At 70.7% G+C, this 16,217-nt stretch carries 18 protein-coding genes and 1 pseudogene; 15 read left to right on the top strand and 4 right to left on the bottom strand.

Annotation, left to right across the window (positions count from 1 at the left end; all coding sequences use genetic code 11):
• Positions 1 to 19: 19 nt before the first annotated feature.
• Positions 20 to 790 (bottom strand): ABC transporter permease, encoded by a 771-nt coding sequence (locus ACIRR8_RS27925; protein ID WP_404069940.1) that lies wholly within the window; start codon positions 788 to 790, stop codon positions 20 to 22.
• The gene (locus tag ACIRR8_RS27920) at positions 787 to 1,713 is read right to left on the bottom strand and encodes an ABC transporter ATP-binding protein (protein ID WP_404069938.1); all 927 of its coding nucleotides are present in this window, start codon (positions 1,711 to 1,713) and stop codon (positions 787 to 789) included. Before ACIRR8_RS27920 ends, ACIRR8_RS27925 begins: the two co-directional genes overlap by 4 nt.
• Positions 1,714 to 1,849: 136 nt before the next feature.
• Here ACIRR8_RS27920 and ACIRR8_RS27915 point away from each other — a divergent pair, with 136 nt between their 5' ends.
• The 9 genes from ACIRR8_RS27915 (at position 1,850) to ACIRR8_RS27875 (ending at position 8,866) form a co-directional block, all read left to right on the top strand.
• On the top strand, positions 1,850 to 2,593 hold the full coding sequence (locus tag ACIRR8_RS27915) for a helix-turn-helix transcriptional regulator (RefSeq protein WP_404069936.1): 744 nt from the start codon (positions 1,850 to 1,852) through the stop codon (positions 2,591 to 2,593).
• Positions 2,590 to 4,011, top strand: coding sequence for a Fe-S cluster assembly protein SufB (sufB, locus tag ACIRR8_RS27910; RefSeq protein ID WP_356376931.1), 1,422 nt, complete (start codon positions 2,590 to 2,592; stop codon positions 4,009 to 4,011). The genes ACIRR8_RS27915 and sufB overlap by 4 nt, the downstream gene beginning before the upstream one ends.
• Before the next feature lie 100 nt (positions 4,012 to 4,111).
• Positions 4,112 to 5,293 (top strand): Fe-S cluster assembly protein SufD, encoded by a 1,182-nt coding sequence (sufD, locus tag ACIRR8_RS27905; RefSeq protein ID WP_404069934.1) that lies wholly within the window; start codon positions 4,112 to 4,114, stop codon positions 5,291 to 5,293.
• A complete protein-coding gene (locus tag ACIRR8_RS27900) occupies positions 5,293 to 5,610 on the top strand; it encodes a bifunctional 3-phenylpropionate/cinnamic acid dioxygenase ferredoxin subunit (RefSeq protein WP_031125577.1) in 318 nt (105 codons plus the stop codon). Before sufD ends, ACIRR8_RS27900 begins: the two co-directional genes overlap by 1 nt.
• A 7-nt stretch (positions 5,611 to 5,617) precedes the next feature.
• Positions 5,618 to 6,382, top strand: a complete 765-nt coding sequence (gene sufC / locus ACIRR8_RS27895) for a Fe-S cluster assembly ATPase SufC (protein WP_084745288.1) — start codon at positions 5,618 to 5,620, stop codon at positions 6,380 to 6,382.
• Positions 6,379 to 7,647, top strand: a complete 1,269-nt coding sequence (locus tag ACIRR8_RS27890) for a cysteine desulfurase (protein WP_404069931.1) — start codon at positions 6,379 to 6,381, stop codon at positions 7,645 to 7,647. Before sufC ends, ACIRR8_RS27890 begins: the two co-directional genes overlap by 4 nt.
• Positions 7,648 to 7,657: 10 nt before the next feature.
• Positions 7,658 to 8,113, top strand: a complete 456-nt coding sequence (gene sufU / locus ACIRR8_RS27885; protein WP_355867492.1) for a Fe-S cluster assembly sulfur transfer protein SufU — start codon at positions 7,658 to 7,660, stop codon at positions 8,111 to 8,113.
• The gene (locus ACIRR8_RS27880) at positions 8,110 to 8,448 is read left to right on the top strand and encodes a metal-sulfur cluster assembly factor (protein ID WP_015607822.1); all 339 of its coding nucleotides are present in this window, start codon (positions 8,110 to 8,112) and stop codon (positions 8,446 to 8,448) included. Before sufU ends, ACIRR8_RS27880 begins: the two co-directional genes overlap by 4 nt.
• A 52-nt stretch (positions 8,449 to 8,500) precedes the next feature.
• Complete coding sequence (locus tag ACIRR8_RS27875; RefSeq protein ID WP_404069929.1) at positions 8,501 to 8,866, top strand: VOC family protein; 366 nt, start codon at positions 8,501 to 8,503, stop codon at positions 8,864 to 8,866.
• A 9-nt stretch (positions 8,867 to 8,875) separates the two neighbouring features.
• Here the strand turns inward: ACIRR8_RS27875 and ACIRR8_RS27870 are convergent, their stop codons facing one another.
• Positions 8,876 to 9,865 carry a hypothetical protein gene (locus tag ACIRR8_RS27870; protein ID WP_404069927.1) on the bottom strand — a complete coding sequence of 330 codons (990 nt, stop codon included), beginning with the start codon at positions 9,863 to 9,865 and terminating at the stop codon, positions 8,876 to 8,878.
• A 291-nt stretch (positions 9,866 to 10,156) separates the two neighbouring features.
• Here ACIRR8_RS27870 and ACIRR8_RS27865 point away from each other — a divergent pair, with 291 nt between their 5' ends.
• The 3 genes from ACIRR8_RS27865 to dapD all read left to right on the top strand — a co-directional run bounded on the left by ACIRR8_RS27865 (position 10,157) and on the right by dapD (position 12,134).
• A complete protein-coding gene (locus ACIRR8_RS27865) occupies positions 10,157 to 10,483 on the top strand; it encodes a DMT family transporter (RefSeq protein ID WP_404069925.1) in 327 nt (108 codons plus the stop codon).
• The gene (locus ACIRR8_RS27860; RefSeq protein ID WP_404069923.1) at positions 10,483 to 11,037 is read left to right on the top strand and encodes a TetR/AcrR family transcriptional regulator; all 555 of its coding nucleotides are present in this window, start codon (positions 10,483 to 10,485) and stop codon (positions 11,035 to 11,037) included. Before ACIRR8_RS27865 ends, ACIRR8_RS27860 begins: the two co-directional genes overlap by 1 nt.
• 98 nt (positions 11,038 to 11,135) lie before the next feature.
• Positions 11,136 to 12,134, top strand: a complete 999-nt coding sequence (dapD, locus tag ACIRR8_RS27855; RefSeq protein ID WP_404069921.1) for a 2,3,4,5-tetrahydropyridine-2,6-dicarboxylate N-succinyltransferase — start codon at positions 11,136 to 11,138, stop codon at positions 12,132 to 12,134.
• Between the two features lies 1 nt (position 12,135).
• On the opposite strand, the gene dapA is transcribed toward dapD, so the two are convergent.
• Positions 12,136 to 13,032: a 4-hydroxy-tetrahydrodipicolinate synthase gene (gene dapA / locus ACIRR8_RS27850; RefSeq protein ID WP_404069919.1), complete on the bottom strand. Its 897-nt coding sequence runs from the start codon at positions 13,030 to 13,032 to the stop codon at positions 12,136 to 12,138.
• Positions 13,033 to 13,193: 161 nt separating this feature from the next.
• Between dapA and ACIRR8_RS27845 the strand changes: the two genes are divergently transcribed.
• The 3 genes and pseudogenes from ACIRR8_RS27845 (at position 13,194) to ACIRR8_RS27835 (ending at position 16,185) form a co-directional block, all read left to right on the top strand.
• The gene (locus ACIRR8_RS27845) at positions 13,194 to 13,829 is read left to right on the top strand and encodes a DUF4232 domain-containing protein (RefSeq protein WP_404069916.1); all 636 of its coding nucleotides are present in this window, start codon (positions 13,194 to 13,196) and stop codon (positions 13,827 to 13,829) included.
• Positions 13,830 to 13,913: 84 nt separating this feature from the next.
• Positions 13,914 to 14,529 (top strand): annotated as a pseudogene (locus ACIRR8_RS27840) (antibiotic biosynthesis monooxygenase).
• A 183-nt stretch (positions 14,530 to 14,712) separates the two neighbouring features.
• Entirely contained in the window at positions 14,713 to 16,185 is a 1,473-nt protein-coding gene (locus tag ACIRR8_RS27835; RefSeq protein WP_404069914.1) for a hypothetical protein, read from the top strand.
• Positions 16,186 to 16,217: the final 32 nt, after the last annotated feature.

Genomic DNA, 16,217 nt, shown 5'->3' with positions numbered 1-16,217 from the left:
AAGATCCCTGCTGCCGGGGCTACTCCCAGCGGAAGAACCTCGCCGCCGCGCCCAGCCCCAGCACCGCCCACACCGCCAGGATCCCGGCCTGCGCCCACGGCATCGACGCGCCGTGCTGGAGGACGTCCCGCAGCCCCTCGGAGAGTGCCGAGACGGGCAGCAGACCCAGCACGGACTGCACCGCGTCCGGGAACTTGTCCAGCGGCACGATGACCCCGCCGCCGACCAGCAGCAGCAGGAAGACCAGGTTGGCGGCGGCCAGCGTCGCCTCCGCCTTCAGCGTCCCGGCCATCAGCAGCCCGAGCCCCGAGAACGCGGCGGTCCCCAGCACCAGCAGCAGCAGCAGTACGGAGAGCGGGCTGCCCTGCGGCGACCAGCCCAGCGCGAAGGCGATCGCCGTCAGCAGCAGCACCTGGAGCACCTCGGTGACCAGCACCGACAGCGTCTTCGCCGTCATCAGCGCCCAGCGCGGCAGCGGAGAGGCCCCGAGCCGCTTCAGGACCCCGTAACGGCGTTCGAAGCCGGTGGCGATGGCCTGGCCGGTGAAGGCCGTCGACATCACCGCGAGCGCGAGGATGCCCGGCGCCAGGAAGTCGACCGACGCGCCCGGGCCGGTGTCGACGATGTCCACCGCGCTGAACAGGACCAGCAGCAGCGTCGGGATGATCACCGTCAGCAGCAGCTGCTCCCCGTTGCGCAGCAGCATCCGGGTCTCCAGCGCGGTCTGCGCGGCGATCATCCGGGGGAGCGGGGCGGCGCCGGGGCGCGGGGTGTACGTACCGGCGCTCATGCGCGCAGCTCCTTGCCGGTCAGTTCGAGGAAGACGTCCTCCAGGGTGTGCCGCTCCACCGAGATGCCGTCGGGCATCACGCCGTGCTGCGCGCACCAGGAGGTGACGGTGGCGAGCAGCTGCGGGTCGATGGTCCCGGTGATGCGGTACGTCCCCGGGAGCGGCTCCGCGGCCTCGGAGCCGTCGGGCAGCGCCTTGACCAGGGAGCCGAGGTCGAGCCCCGTACGCCCGGTGAAGCGCAGGGTGTTCTCCGCGCCGCCGCGGCAGAGCTGTTCGGGGGAGCCCTGGGCGATGACCCGGCCCGCGTCGATGATCGCGACGTCGTCGGCGAGCGCCTCGGCCTCGTCCATGAAGTGGGTGGTCAGCACCACGGAGACCCCGTCGGCGCGCAGCTCGCGCACCAGGTCCCAGGTGGAGCGGCGGGCCTGCGGGTCGAGCCCGGCGGTCGGTTCGTCCAGGAAGACCAGCTCGGGCCGGCCGACGACCGCGAGGGCCAGGGCGAGGCGCTGCTGCTGGCCGCCGGAGAGCCGGCGGTAGGTGGTGCGGCCGCAGGAGCCGAGGCCGAGGCGCTCGATCAGGGCGTCGACGTCCAGCGGGTGGGCGTGGAGCCTGGCCATGTGGCGGAGCATCTCCTCGGCGCGGGCGCCGGAGTAGACGCCGCCGGACTGGAGCATGACCCCGATCCTGGGGCGCAGCCGCTCCGCGTCGGCGACCGGGTCGAGTCCGAGGACGCGTACGGTGCCGGCGTCGGGGCGGCGGTAGCCCTCGCAGGTCTCGATCGTGGTGGTCTTGCCGGCGCCGTTCGGGCCGAGCACGGCGGTCACCGCGCCCGACGCCACGACCAGATCGAGGCCGTTCACCGCGGTCTTCGTGCCGTACCGCTTCACCAGGCCGGTGACCTGTACGACGGGCTCGTTCTCCATGGCAGGGAAGTTTAGGCAGGGCCCGGCGGCGGCCCGGTCCCGGGGCCAGATTAGGTAACCCTAAGTGACGAACCACACCGTAGATCGTTCCGGACCGTGGTTGTCATGGCCGAATGAATTACGCAACAATGGTGTTGTGAAATACGACGGTGGGGCTCCTCAGGAGGAACTCGCGACCGGTGAGCGCTCGACGCGCAACCGGGTCGCGCGCTCCATCCTGGACCACGGCCCGTCCACCGCCGCCGACCTCGCCCAGCGCGTCGGCCTCACCCAGGCCGCCGTCCGCCGCCACCTGGACGCCCTCGTCTCCGACGATGTCGTCGAAGCCCGTGAACAGCGGGTCTACGGGGCGCGGACCCGCGGCAGGCCCGCCAAGGTGTTCGCCCTGACCGACTGCGGCCGGGACGCCTTCGACCAGTCCTACGACAAGCTGGCCGCGGACGCGCTGCGGTTCATCGCCGAGTCCGGCGGGGACGAGGCGGTCACCGCCTTCGCCCGCGCCCGGATGGCGGCGATGGGCGAGGCGTACCGCGCCGCGGTCGAGGCCGCGGAGCCCTCCGAGCGCACGGAGGCCCTCGCCAGGGCCCTGAGCGCCGACGGGTACGCTGCTACGGCGCGCAGCGCGCCGGGCCCGCAGCAGGGCGAGCAGCTGTGCCAGCACCACTGCCCGGTGGCGCATGTCGCCGAGCAGTTCCCACAGCTGTGCGAGGCGGAGACGGAATTCTTCTCCAGCCTCCTCGGGACCCATGTGCAGCGTCTGGCCACCCTCGCCCACGGCGACGGCGTGTGCACGACCTATGTGCCGCGCAGCGGTCAGACAGCACCCCCACAGACCACCCATTCAGCATCTGCAAGCACGGCCGGGAGGAACCCCGCATGACGCTCCCCACGGAGACTGCCCACCCTGAGCTCGAGGGTCTGGGTACGTACGAATTCGGCTGGGCCGACTCCGACGCGGCAGGCGCGGCGGCGAAGCGCGGCCTCTCCGAGGCTGTCGTCCGCGACATCTCGGAGAAGAAGAACGAGCCCGAGTGGATGCTGAAGCTGCGGCTCAAGGGCCTCAAGCTCTTCGACAAGAAGCCCATGCCGAACTGGGGCTCCGACCTGTCGGGCATCGACTTCGACAACATCAAGTACTTCGTGCGGTCCACGGAAAAGCAGGCGGCCTCCTGGGAGGAGCTGCCCGAGGACATCAAGAACACGTACGACAAGCTCGGCATCCCGGAGGCGGAGAAGCAGCGCCTCGTCGCCGGTGTCGCCGCGCAGTACGAGTCCGAGGTCGTCTACCACCAGATCAACGAGGAGCTGGAGGCGCAGGGTGTCATCTTCATGGACACCGACACCGCGCTGAAGGAGCACCCGGAGCTCTTCAAGGAGTACTTCGGCACCGTCATCCCCGTCGGTGACAACAAGTTCGCCTCGCTGAACTCGGCCGTGTGGTCCGGCGGCTCGTTCATCTACGTGCCCAAGGGCGTCCACGTCGAGATCCCGCTCCAGGCCTACTTCCGTATCAACACGGAGAACATGGGCCAGTTCGAGCGGACGCTGATCATCGTCGACGAGGACGCCTACGTCCACTACGTCGAGGGCTGCACCGCCCCGATCTACTCCTCGGACTCGCTGCACAGCGCCGTGGTCGAGATCATCGTGAAGAAGGGCGGCCGCTGCCGCTACACGACCATCCAGAACTGGTCGAACAACGTCTACAACCTGGTCACCAAGCGGGCCGTGGCCTACGAGGGCGCGACCATGGAGTGGGTCGACGGCAACATCGGCTCCAAGGTGACCATGAAGTACCCGGCCATCTACCTGATGGGCGAGCACGCCAAGGGCGAGACCCTCTCCATCGCCTTCGCGGGCGAGGGCCAGCACCAGGACGCCGGCGCCAAGATGGTCCACATGGCGCCGAACACCTCCTCGAACATCGTCTCCAAGTCGGTGGCGCGAGGCGGCGGCCGTACGTCCTACCGCGGACTGATCGAGATCGGCGAGGGCGCGCCGGGCGCGAAGTCCAACGTCCTCTGCGACGCTCTCCTCGTCGACACGATCTCCCGCTCGGACACCTACCCCTACGTCGACGTCCGTGAGGACGACGTGTCGATGGGCCACGAGGCGACCGTCTCCAAGGTCTCCGAGGACCAGCTCTTCTACCTCATGAGCCGCGGACTCACCGAGTTCGAGGCCATGGCGATGATCGTGCGCGGCTTCGTCGAGCCGATCGCGAAGGAGCTGCCCATGGAGTACGCCCTGGAGCTCAACCGGCTGATCGAGCTGCAGATGGAGGGTTCGGTCGGCTAGGACCTCGTACGAGGATCCTGTGGGGCGGCCCTCGCGGCCGCCCCCGCACCCCACCGAACCACCCCCCTTCTTGACTGAGAAAGCGAGCACTACGACAGCCATGGCTGAGGCTCAGAACACTCCGGTGGGCTCCACCACCGCCGGCTCCATCGCGGTGGCCGCGGAGTCGACCGTCGCCACGCGCATGAGCGCACCCCCGTCCTTCGACGTCGCGGACTTCCCCGTCCCGCACGGTCGCGAGGAGGAGTGGCGCTTCACGCCGCTGGAGCGGCTGCGCGGGCTGCACGACGGCACCGCCGTCGCCACGGGCGGCGGCGTGAAGGTCGCGATCGAGGCGCCCGACGGCGTCACGGTCGAGACCGTCGGCCGCGACGACGCGCGGCTCGGCAAGGCCGGTACGCCGGTGGACCGGGTCGCCGCCCAGGCGTACTCCTCCTTCGAGCAGGCCTCGGTCGTCACGGTCGCCAAGGAGGCCGTGCTCACGGAGCCGATCCGGATCGCCGTGCACGGCGAGGGCGGCATCGCCTACGGTCACCAGCTCATCGAGCTGAAGGCCTTCGCCGAGGCCGTCGTGGTCATCGACCACACCGGTGACGCGGTGCTCGCCGCCAACGTCGACTACGTCCTCGGTGACGGCGCCAAGCTGACCGTCGTCTCCGTCCAGGACTGGGACGACACGGCCGTCCACGTCGGCCAGCACAACGCGCTGGTCGGCCGGGACGCCTCCTTCAAGTCGATCGTCGTCACCTTCGGCGGCGACCTCGTCCGGCTGCACCCGCGGGTCGCCTACGCGGCGCCCGGCGGCGAGGCGGAGCTCTTCGGCCTGTACTTCACCGACAAGGGCCAGCACCAGGAGCACCGCCTCCTGGTCGACCACAACACCCCGCACTGCAAGTCCAACGCGGTGTACAAGGGCGCGCTCCAGGGCGACGGCGCCCACGCCGTCTGGATCGGGGACGTCCTCATCCAGGCCGCGGCCGAGGGCACCGACACCTACGAGATGAACCGGAACCTCGTCCTCACCGACGGCGCCCGGGTCGACTCCGTACCCAACCTGGAGATCGAGACCGGCGAGATCGTCGGCGCCGGCCACGCCTCGGCGACCGGCCGCTTCGACGACGAGCAGCTCTTCTACCTCCAGTCCCGCGGCATCCCGGCCGAGGAGGCCCGCCGTCTGGTCGTGCGCGGCTTCTTCGCCGAGCTGGTCCAGCAGATCGGCCTGCCGGACGTGGAGCAGCGGCTGCTCGACAAGATCGAGGCCGAGCTGAAGGCGTCGGTCTGATGACCTTCGTCAAGGCGTGCGCGCTCAGTGAGCTGGAGGACGACACCCCGAAGCGGGTCGAGCTCGACGGCACACCGGTCTCCGTCGTCCGCACCGAGGGCGAGGTGTTCGCGATCAACGACATCTGCTCGCACGCGAACGTGTCGCTCTCGGAGGGCGAGGTGGAGGACTGTGCGATCGAGTGCTGGCTGCACGGCTCGTCGTTCGACCTCCGTACCGGCAAGCCGTCCGGCCTTCCCGCGACGCGCCCCGTCCCCGTATACCCCGTAAAGATCGAAGGGGACGATGTGCTCGTCTCCGTCACCCAGGAGTCCTGAGTCACCCATGGCAACGCTTGAAATCCGCGACCTGCACGTCTCCGTCGAGGCCGACAACGCCACGAAGGCGATCCTCAAGGGCGTCGACCTGACCGTGAAGCAGGGCGAGACCCACGCCATCATGGGCCCCAACGGGTCCGGCAAGTCCACCCTCGCGTACTCGCTGGCGGGTCACCCCAAGTACACGATCACCGGCGGTACGGTCACCCTGGACGGCGAGGACGTCCTGGAGATGTCCGTCGACGAGCGCGCCCGCGCCGGCCTCTTCCTCGCCATGCAGTACCCCGTCGAGATCCCCGGTGTCTCGGTCTCCAACTTCCTGCGCACCTCCGCCACCGCCGTCCGCGGCGAGGCCCCCAAGCTGCGTACGTGGGTCAAGGAGGTCAAGGAGACGATGGCCGGGCTCCAGATGGACCCGTCCTTCGCCGAGCGCAACGTCAACGAGGGCTTCTCCGGCGGTGAGAAGAAGCGCCACGAGATCCTTCAGCTGGAGCTCCTCAAGCCGAAGATCGCCGTCCTGGACGAGACCGACTCCGGCCTGGACGTCGACGCGCTCAAGACCGTCTCCGAGGGTGTCAACCGGGTCCGTGCGACCGGCGAGGTCGGCACGCTGCTGATCACGCACTACACCCGCATCCTGAAGTACATCCAGCCCGACTTCGTGCACGTCTTCGCCAACGGCCGGATCGCGGCCTCCGGCGGCGCCGAGCTGGCCGACCAGCTGGAGAACGAGGGCTACGAGGCATACACGAAGGGTGGCGCTTCCGCGTGACTGACGCCCGACAGGGGCTCACCGGCCTCCTCGACACCGAGGCGATCCGCAAGGACTTCCCGATCCTGGACCGCACGGTCCACGACGGCAAGAAGATCGTTTACCTGGACTCCGCGGCGACCTCGCAGAAGCCGCGCCAGGTCCTCGACGCGCTCAACACGTACTACGAGCGCCACAACGCGAACGTGCACCGAGGCGTCTACACGGTCGCCGAGGAGGCCACCGCGCTGTACGAAGGCGCCCGTGACAAGGTCGCGGCCTTCATCAACGCGCCGAGCCGCGACGAGGTGATCTTCACCAAGAACGCCTCGGAGTCGCTCAACCTCGTGGCCAACATGCTCGGTTGGGCCGACGAGCCCTATCGGGTGGACCGCGACACCGAGATCGTCACCACGGAGATGGAGCACCACTCCAACATCGTGCCGTGGCAGCTGCTCGCGCAGCGCACCGGCGCGAAGCTGAAGTGGTTCGGCATCACCGACGACGGCCGGCTCGACCTGTCGAACATCGACGAGATCATCACCGAGAAGACGAAGATCGTCTCCTTCACGCTGGTCTCCAACATCCTGGGCACCGTCAACCCGGTCGAGCAGATCATCCGCCGCGCCCAGCAGGTCGGTGCGCTGGTCTGCATCGACGCCTCGCAGGCGGCCCCGCACATGGTGCTGGACGTGCAGGCGCTCCAGGCCGACTTCGTGGCCTTCACCGGCCACAAGATGGTCGGCCCGACCGGTATCGGCGTGCTCTGGGGACGGCAGGAACTCCTGGAGGACCTGCCGCCGTTCCTCGGGGGTGGCGAGATGATCGAGACCGTGTCGATGCACTCGTCCACCTACGCTCCGGCGCCGCACAAGTTCGAGGCCGGTACGCCCCCGATCGCGCAGGCCGTCGGTCTCGGCGCGGCCGTGGACTACCTCTCCGCGATCGGCATGGAGAAGATCCACCAGCACGAGAAGGCGATCACCGAGTACGCGGTGAAGCGCCTCCTGGAGGTCCCGGACCTGCGGATCATCGGCCCCTCGACGGCCGAGGACCGCGGCGCGACGATCTCCTTCACGCTCGGCGACATCCACCCGCACGACGTGGGCCAGGTCCTCGACGAGCTGGGCATCTGCGTCCGGGTCGGCCACCACTGCGCCCGCCCGGTCTGCCTGCGGTACGGAATTCCCGCGACGACGCGAGCGTCGTTCTATCTGTACTCCACGCCCGCCGAGGTCGACGCACTGGTGGACGGGCTGGAGCACGTCCGGAACTTCTTCGGCTGAGGGTGGAACGGTGAAGCTCGATTCCATGTACCAGGAAGTGATCCTGGACCACTACAAGCACCCCCACGGGCGCGGCCTGCGGGACGGCGACGCCGAGGTGCACCACACCAATCCGACGTGCGGTGACGAGATCACGCTCCGGGTGAAGTACGACGGCGAGACCATCGCCGACGTCAGCTACGAGGGCCAGGGCTGCTCCATCAGCCAGGCCTCCGCCTCCGTGCTGAACGAGCTGCTCGTCGGCAAGGAGCTGGCCGAGGCGCAGAAGATCCAGGCCGCCTTCCTGGAGCTGATGCAGTCCAAGGGCCAGCTGGAGCCGGACGACGCGATGGAGGAGGTGCTGGAGGACGCGGTCGCGTTCGCCGGCGTCTCCAAGTACCCCGCCCGGGTCAAGTGCGCGCTGCTGAGCTGGATGGCGTGGAAGGACGCGACGGCCAAGGCGCTGTCCGAAGGGAAGACCGCATGAGCGAGAACGAGACCGCGACCATGAAGCCGGCCTCCGAGGAGGAGGTCCGCGAGGCGTTGTACGACGTCGTCGACCCCGAGCTGGGTATCGACGTCGTCAACCTGGGCCTGATCTACGGCATCCACGTCGACGACGCCAACATCGCCACCCTCGACATGACCCTGACGTCCGCGGCCTGCCCGCTGACCGACGTCATCGAGGACCAGGCGAAGTCCGCCACGGACGGCATCGTCAACGAACTTAGGATCAACTGGGTCTGGATGCCGCCGTGGGGCCCGGACAAGATCACGGACGACGGCCGCGAGCAGCTGCGCGCGCTGGGGTTCAACGTCTGACGCGCCCCGAGCAGCACGGATACGGCCATGCCCGCCAGTCATACTGGCGGGCATGGCCGTATCCCTGTACCACCTCGCCGTAGATGCCCACGATCTGCCGCTCATGGCTCGTTTCTGGAGCGCGGTGCTGGAGTGGCAGGTGCTCTTCGAGGACGAGCACGAGATCGTCATCGGCGCCCATGAGACCGCGCTGCCGGGCATGTGCTTCCTCCCCGTGCCGGAGAAGAAGACCGTCAAGAACCGGCTGCACATCGACCTGACCCCCGACGACCAGGCCGCCGAGGTCGAGCGGATCCTCGCGCTCGGCGCCCGGCGGGTGGACGTCGGCCAGGGGCCGGACGCCACCTTCGTGGTGATGGCCGACCCCGAGGGCAACGAGTTCTGTGTGCTGCGGCCGAAGCGGAAGCTGACCGACTGAGCCCTTGCCCTACGCGGGTGTGGCCGGCGCCGGGCCGTACTGCTCGGGCAGCGTCGCTCCCGCCGCCCCGGCCAGGACCGGGCCCAGGTTCTCCGTACGCATCCGGAGGTCGACGTAGAGCAGGCCGGTCACCAGCGGCGGGAGGACCATCGTGATCAGCTGCGAGATCATCTGGCTGATGAACGACAGCACCATCAGGCCGCCGAACATGGCGATGAGCGCCCCGTCGCTCGGTTCGGAACCCATGTCCGCGGGGTCGAACAGGCCGGGCAGCATGCCGATCATCTGGAACGGCATCTGGATCATGAAGCCGATCATGGCCGCAAGACCGAAGCCGAGCAGCGTGATACCGAAGACCCGCCACCACGTGCCGCGCACGAGCTGGGCCGAGCGACGCAGGGCTGCCAACGGGCGCTGGTTCTCGAAGACCACGACGGTCGGTGCCAGACAGAGCCGTACCCAGAGCCATATCGCCGCCGGAGCCAGGAGCAGCCCGACGAGGGAGCCGATCAGCGCCAGTGGCAGCGCGCCGTCCTCGTCGCCCAGCGAGACCGCGTAGACCATCAGCCCGGCGAAGGCGGCCAGGAGGGGCGCCATTCCGATGAGCATGACCAGCCCCATCAGGAACACCGTGCCGATGATCGACCAGACCCGCTCCCACGCCCGCTTCCAGACCTCCCCGAAGCTGACCGGGCGGCCCAGGACGGCTTCCTGGAGGACGACGGGGACCGCCGCCTGCATCATGGCCGACGCCAGCAGGTAGACGATCATGCCGATGGCCATCAATACGCCGAACGCCACGGCGAGCGGGACGAGTTCGGTGGCGTCGGGGGAGCTGGACGAGCCGGACGTCAGCTCGTCCCACTGGCTTGCCACGGCGGAGGCGGCCACCACGAAGGCGACGACCATCACGAGCGTCGCCGCGCCGAACAGCGTCAGAGCCATGCCGATCAGCGGCTTCCAGTACCGCCCGATGGTCGCGAAGGCGCCGCTGAGCATGTCCGAGACCCTCAGCGGCGCCAGGGGTATCACCCCCGGCCTGGGCGGCGCCCATCCGCCGTTCCAGCCACCTGGTCCCTGCGCTCCCCCGTGGAAGGGCCCCCCACCGTGGGGCGCGCCCCCGTACGGGCCACCGCCCCACCCTGCGTCCTGCGCCACTGCGTCTCCGCTCAGCTCCGCCGGCCCGTGGTCCCGGGCCCTGTCACGTGTCATCGGTCGGGACACCGTAGCGCCCCCGACGTGGGCCGATGATATGTACAGCTGTACGCAACGATGCGTACAGTCGTACACATGGGATACGCATACGGACTGCTGGCCGCGGCGATCGCGGCGGAGGTGGCCGGGACGACGGCCATGAAGTACAGCGAGGGCTTCACCCGCCTCTGGCCCTCGATCGGTACGGCGGTGGGCTATCTGATCGCCTTCACCCTGCTCGCGCAGACCCTCAAGACCCTCTCCGTCGGCACCGCGTACGCGATCTGGGCCGGCGTCGGCACGGCGGCCGTGGCCCTCATCGGCATCCTGTTCCTTGGCGAGTCCACCAGCCTGGTCAAGATCGTGGGGGTCGGTCTGATCGTCGTCGGGGTCGTCGTGCTCAACCTGGGAGGCGCGCACTGATGGCCCGCAGGTACGACCCCGACCGGCGGACGCGGATCATCGACGCGGCGCTGCGGGTGATAGCGGCCGACGGGATAGCCGGGCTCAGCCACCGCACCGTGGCCGCCGAGGCGGACGTGCCGCTCGGCTCGACCACGTACCACTTCGGTTCGCTGGACGAGCTGCTGACGGCGGCCCTGCGCCGGTCCAACGAGAACTTCGCGCAGGCGCTGCGTGACAGCGAGGTCTGCGCCGGGGAGGCGTCCTCCGGTACCGGGCTGGCCGATGAGCTGACGCGGGTGCTGGGGGAGTGGTTCGCGGGCGAGCGGGGCGCGATCGAGCTGGAGTACGAGCTGTACCTCGCCGCCCTGCGCCGACCGGCCCTGCGTCCCGTCGCCGCCGAGTGGGCCACGTCGGCGGTCGAGCTGCTGTCCACCCGCACCGACCCGGCCACCGCGCGGGCGCTGGTCGCGCTGATGGACGGCGTCTGCCTCCAGGTGCTGCTGAGCGGCTCCGCCTTCGACGCCGCCTACACCCGCGAGATGCTGGCGCGGGTGGTGGAGGGGCGGAGGTGAGGCTGCCCGGGCGGTGGAGCCGGTGCGGGTCACGGAGAACCGGCCGGAGGCTGAGACCGGTTCGCCCGAGCGGGCTCCGGCCGGTTAGGTTTCTGTCCATGACCGACACGACTTCCCAGGCCACTTCCCGTACCACCGGCGCCGTCGCCGCCGGCCTCGCCACCGTCGCCGGTGACGGCACCGTCCTCGACACCTGGTTCCCCGCCCCCGAGCTCAAGCCCGAGCCCGGCCCGGCCGGTACGCAGCGGCTCACCCCCAACGAGGCGGTCAACCGCCTGGGCGAGGGCGCCGCCAAGGCCATCGGCGTGGACGCCCGTCGCGGGGTCGAGGTCGTCGCCGTCTCCACGGTCATCTCCTCGCTGGAGGACAAGCCGCTCGACGCGCACGACGCGTACCTGCGCCTGCACCTGCTCTCGCACCGGCTCGTCCAGCCGCACGGCCAGAACCTGGACGGCCTCTTCGGCCTGCTCGCCAACGTCGCCTGGACCTCGCTCGGCCCGGTCGCCGTCGACGACCTGGAGCGGGTCCGCCTCAACGCCCGCGCCGAGGGGCTGCACCTCCAGGTGACCTCGGTCGACAAGTTCCCGCGCATGACGGACTACGTCGCCCCCAAGGGCGTACGCATCGCCGACGCCGACCGGGTCCGGCTCGGCGCGCACCTCGCCGCCGGGACCACCGTCATGCACGAGGGCTTCGTCAACTTCAACGCGGGCACGCTCGGCACCTCCATGGTCGAGGGCCGCATCTCCGCCGGTGTCGTCGTCGGCGACGGCTCGGACATCGGCGGCGGCGCCTCCACCATGGGCACCCTCTCCGGCGGCGGCAACGTCCGCATCGTCATCGGCGAGCGCTGCCTGGTCGGCGCGGAGGCCGGCGTCGGCATCGCGCTCGGCGACGAGTGCGTGGTGGAGGCCGGGCTGTACGTCACGGCCGGCACCCGGGTCACGCTGCCGGACGGCCAGGTCGTCAAGGCCCGCGAGCTCTCCGGCGCCTCCAACATCCTCTTCCGCCGCAACTCGGTCACCGGCACGGTCGAGGCCCGCCCGAACAACGCGGTGTGGGGCGGGCTGAACGAGGTCCTGCACGCCCACAACTGACTCAGCGGGCCGCGAGAAGCTCCTCGTACGCCGCACGCAGCCCGTCGACCGCCTCGCGGCCGGCGGGCTGCAGCGGTTCCCGGACCGGGCCCGCGTCCAGCAGGGCCTTCGCGGTGACGGTGCCGGGCAGGCCGCCCGCCATCATCAGCTCGGTGAGGCGGACGGTCAGCCCGTTGAGCCGGGCCGCCTCGCCCGTGCGCCCCGCGTCGAACGCGTCCAGCGGCGCCCGCATCCGGCGCGCGGCCACGTTGGCCACGGTGGAGACGTAGCCCGCGCCGCCGAGCGCGTACAGCGGGAGGTTCAGCTCCTCGCACCCCGAGTAGTGCGCCAGCCCGGTGCGGGCGATCACCTTCGTCGACCCGAGCAGGTCGTACGCGCAGTCCTTCACCGCGACGATCCGCGGGTGGTCCGCGAGCCGCAGCAGGGTCTCCGGTTCGATCCGGACGCCGGTGCGGCCGGGGATGTCGTACAGCATCAGCGGTACGCCGGTGGCCTCGGCGACCCGCAGGAAGTACGCCTCGACGGCGGTCTGCTGCGGGCGGCTGTAGTACGGCGGCACCACCAACAGCCCGTCCGCGCCCGCCTCTTCCGCCTCCCGCGCGAGCCGCACCGCGTGCGCGGTGTCCGCGCTGCCGACGCCCGAGACCAGCGGCACCCCGTCCCCGACCTCCGCCCGTACGGCCCGCAGCAGCTCCGCCTTCTCCGCGTCCGAGGTGGTCGGCGACTCGCCGGTGGTCCCGCTGAGCACCAGCCCGTCGCAGCCCTCGGCCACCAGGTGCGCGGCGTGGGCGCGCGCGGTGTCGAGGTCCAGTGCGCCGGTGGCGGTGAACGGCGTGATCATGGCGCAGAGCGTGCGGCCGAAGGGGCCGGGACGGGGGCGGGGTGCGGTGGTGGTCATGTCCGCAGTGTCGGCCGGGGCGACCGTGAAGGTCCACTTAGATCTGCTTGGCCGGATCGGGAAGAGATGCTGAACAGTGCTGTCGGTGCGCCCGCCTGCTGACATGATCGAACACGTGGACGACGTACGGCTGGAGGGCTGTGATGAGGGGCGGGCGCGGGATGGGCGAGCAGGCGCGGATGTGGAGACTGGTCCCGGTGGTGGCGGTGGCGCTGACGGTGCTGAGCGGCTGTTCGGGGTTCCTCGTACCTGCCGGTGAGGGCGAACCGGAGCCGGCCCGGTCCGCCCGGGCCGTGGCGCCGCCTTCCGTGACGCCGCCGACCGCTGACCTGCCGGCTCAGGGTCCGGACCCGTCGCCCACCCCCACCCCCACCGGTGGCTGCCCCGCCTCCGGGGCCGTGGTGACCATGGGGGAGGTGCTGACCGCGATGATGAGCCGCGCGGTCGTCCTGACCCTGACCAACTGCGGCACGAAGCCCTACCGGGTCGACGGCTACCCGTCGGTCCAGGCGCTCGGCGAGGAAGGGGAGCGCCTGCCGGTGAAGGTCAACCCGGGCGGGTCGATGTTCGGCCACGACAAGGGCCCCGAGCCCCGCACCCTGAAACCCGGGGCCACCGCGCGGTCGATGCTCGCCTGGGTCTCCACCCAGGAAGGTGGCGAACTCATCATGGCCGACGCCCTGGAACTGGCGGCCGCGCCGGACAGCGGGGCGCGCGTCTACCGGCTGGAGGGCCACGACATCCGGTACATGGACGAGCTGAACATGACGGCGTGGCGGGCGGAGCTGCCCGAGTGACCGTGCTTGACCTCAAGCTGACTTGAGGTGGAACGGGGGTGGCAACCGCTCGCCGACCGGCGCGCGGGAGAGGGGAGAGCCACCATGACCGTGCAGTTCACCGACCGCCCGGACCCGGCCCGTACCGACGCGAGAATCGTCAAGGTCAGTACCTGGAACGCCGGTACGCCGGAGCGGCGGAGGCAGGTCGTCGACGCGATCCGGAAGGCGTGGGGGAGCCGGGAGTGGCCGCATCCCGGGCTGCTCTCGTACAGCGTTCATGAGGGTGAGGACGGTGCGGCCCTGCTGCACCACTCCCAGTGGACCGGCGAACCCGCCTAGCAGGACTTCGTCCGGGAGAGCCGGGACACCCGCGACGACGACATCGACGCTGATCGTCGACGTGGAGTTCGCCGGGCCGGATCCGATCCGGCAACGGGACTGGGTGGACACGGTGTTCGAGGCGCTCGGCGAGGACCCGCACATGCTCACCGGTGGCATCGCCGCGCACTTCCACGTCAGCACCGACGGGACGCGGGTCCTCAACTACGCCGAGTGGGAGAGCGCCGACCACCACATCGCGGCCCTCGCCGCGCCCGGTGAGGGGGTCGGTTCGCCGTCGCCGCTGTGGGAGCGCGTGTCGACGTACCCGGGCGTGACCGGTGGGGGCGTGAACCGCTACACGCCCGCGCTCAGCATGGAGGCGGGCGCGGGCGCATGAGGGGGCGCGGCGGGCGGCGGGCGGTGAAGGACGTCTAGGGTGTGTCCGGCGGATCAGGGCCGCGAGGTGCCGTGCCAGGCGTCGTGCACCCGGGCAGGATCCGCCGGACACGCCCTAGGCTTGGGCGGCTGAACCGCGTACCCGTTCCGTACGCCCCCGAGCACGCACCGAGGAGAACCCCCGATGTCCGCAGAGCGCCCCATCCTGCCGCCGGTGCGGCTGCCCTCCGAGGCCGAACTGGCGCGGGACGCGCTCGCCGCGCCGCTGTTCGTGCGCGCCGTGAAGCTCGCCCGGTGGGCCGGGCCCGACGCGCGGGTCGGCGCCGGCGGCGAGCTGGTGGAGGCGCAACTGCCCGCCGCCGCCCAGCACCTCGGCCTGACGGACGACGGGGACGGTGCCGCGTACGCCAGCGAGGCCTGGCGGCTCGCCGTGGACACCGGGCTCCTCGACGTCACGGACCCCGAGAACGAGGACGGCGAGGGCACCGTCACCGTGGGTGAGAACCTGGCGCTGCTCACCTCCGGCTCCCCGCAGAACGTCCTCTCCATCTGGCTCGACGGCCTCGACGCCGTGCACGCCGACGCCACCGCACCCGTCCTGGACGACTTCGCCGACCTCGTCGGTGAGGACGGCTCGATCGACTTCGAGGCCCTGGACTGGGACCCGGAGGCCGAGGCGGAGTTCCTCGACGGGGTCCTCGGCAACCTCTACCTGCTCACCCTCGCCGACCACGGCGCGGGCGAGGGCCCGGTGCCGCTGCCGGCCCTCGCCGCGTCGATGATCGTCCCCGACGACATGGGCGAGCCCACCGACGACATCCTGGAGCAGGTGTCGGAGGCGATGATGCGCCTCGACGACCAGTTCCGGCTCCTCGAACCCATCGGGATCGTCGCCTACCAGCCGGTGGACGAGTCGCTGATGGCCGAGGAGGGCGATGCGGCGGAGGCCGCCGTCACCGAGGCCGACGAGGACGACGTCACGCGGTACGGCATGGTCAGGCTCACCCCGCTCGGCCTGTACGGCATCCGGGCCCGGATGCTGGAGGCCGGCGTGGACGCCCCGGCCGTCGGTGACCTGGCCGACAAGGGTGCCGATGCCCTTCTCGACGGCATCGCCTCCTACCCGGAGGCCGCCGCCCGCGCCGAGATCCAGCTCTGGCTCGCGGGGCACGGGGCCGAAGGCGCGGTCCCGGCCGCCGCCGAACTGCTGGCCGCCGCACGCGGCACGGACGAGGGCGCACCGCTGCGCCGCCTCCACTGCCAGCAGGCCCTCGCGCTGACCGGTGAGGAGGCCGAACCGGCCGTACGCGCTGTCCTCGGCGACCAGGAGCTCGGCGGCCTGGCCCGCGTCTGGCTCGCGGAACACGGCGCGTCCGACGTCCCGGCCCCGCCGGAGGCGATGATCTTCTGGCTGGCCATCGACACGATCGCCGCCCAACTGGACGCCGACGGCGAACTCGACGAGCTCCAGGGCCTGGTCGAAGGGCTCTCCGCGCAGCACAGCGGCTTCTTCGACGAGGTCTGGCGGGTCGACCACCCGGCCACCGCCGATGTGCTGGAGGCCATGGGCCGCCTGCACAGCGACAAGAAGGCGGCGAAGGCCGCCCGGAAGGCCGCGTTCAAGGCCCGGTCGCGCGCGGGCGGCGAGGGAGCGTAGCTCAGGCGAAGGCATCTGCTCTTACAAAGCAG

This window comes from Streptomyces sp. NPDC101178 (genome assembly GCF_044767965.1).
GTDB lineage: Bacteria > Actinomycetota > Actinomycetes > Streptomycetales > Streptomycetaceae > Streptomyces.
This window is presented reverse-complemented; position numbering and strand designations above follow the sequence as displayed.

Excerpts from the sequence above, each read along its gene's own strand:
- ACIRR8_RS27925 (WP_404069940.1), bottom strand. The coding sequence starts at position 790 with ATGAGCGCCGGTACGTACACCCCGCGCCCCGGCGCCGCCCCGCTCCCC.
- ACIRR8_RS27920 (WP_404069938.1), bottom strand. The coding sequence starts at position 1,713 with ATGGAGAACGAGCCCGTCGTACAGGTCACCGGCCTGGTGAAGCGGTAC.
- sufB (WP_356376931.1), top strand. The coding sequence starts at position 2,590 with ATGACGCTCCCCACGGAGACTGCCCACCCTGAGCTCGAGGGTCTGGGT.
- sufD (WP_404069934.1), top strand. The coding sequence starts at position 4,112 with ATGGCTGAGGCTCAGAACACTCCGGTGGGCTCCACCACCGCCGGCTCC.
- ACIRR8_RS27900 (WP_031125577.1), top strand. The coding sequence starts at position 5,293 with ATGACCTTCGTCAAGGCGTGCGCGCTCAGTGAGCTGGAGGACGACACC.
- sufC (WP_084745288.1), top strand. The coding sequence starts at position 5,618 with ATGGCAACGCTTGAAATCCGCGACCTGCACGTCTCCGTCGAGGCCGAC.
- ACIRR8_RS27880 (WP_015607822.1), top strand. The coding sequence starts at position 8,110 with ATGAGCGAGAACGAGACCGCGACCATGAAGCCGGCCTCCGAGGAGGAG.
- ACIRR8_RS27875 (WP_404069929.1), top strand. The coding sequence starts at position 8,501 with ATGGCCGTATCCCTGTACCACCTCGCCGTAGATGCCCACGATCTGCCG.
- ACIRR8_RS27870 (WP_404069927.1), bottom strand. The coding sequence starts at position 9,865 with ATGCTCAGCGGCGCCTTCGCGACCATCGGGCGGTACTGGAAGCCGCTG.
- ACIRR8_RS27865 (WP_404069925.1), top strand. The coding sequence starts at position 10,157 with ATGGGATACGCATACGGACTGCTGGCCGCGGCGATCGCGGCGGAGGTG.
- ACIRR8_RS27860 (WP_404069923.1), top strand. The coding sequence starts at position 10,483 with ATGGCCCGCAGGTACGACCCCGACCGGCGGACGCGGATCATCGACGCG.
- dapD (WP_404069921.1), top strand. The coding sequence starts at position 11,136 with ATGACCGACACGACTTCCCAGGCCACTTCCCGTACCACCGGCGCCGTC.
- dapA (WP_404069919.1), bottom strand. The coding sequence starts at position 13,032 with ATGACCACCACCGCACCCCGCCCCCGTCCCGGCCCCTTCGGCCGCACG.
- ACIRR8_RS27845 (WP_404069916.1), top strand. The coding sequence starts at position 13,194 with ATGGGCGAGCAGGCGCGGATGTGGAGACTGGTCCCGGTGGTGGCGGTG.
- ACIRR8_RS27835 (WP_404069914.1), top strand. The coding sequence starts at position 14,713 with ATGTCCGCAGAGCGCCCCATCCTGCCGCCGGTGCGGCTGCCCTCCGAG.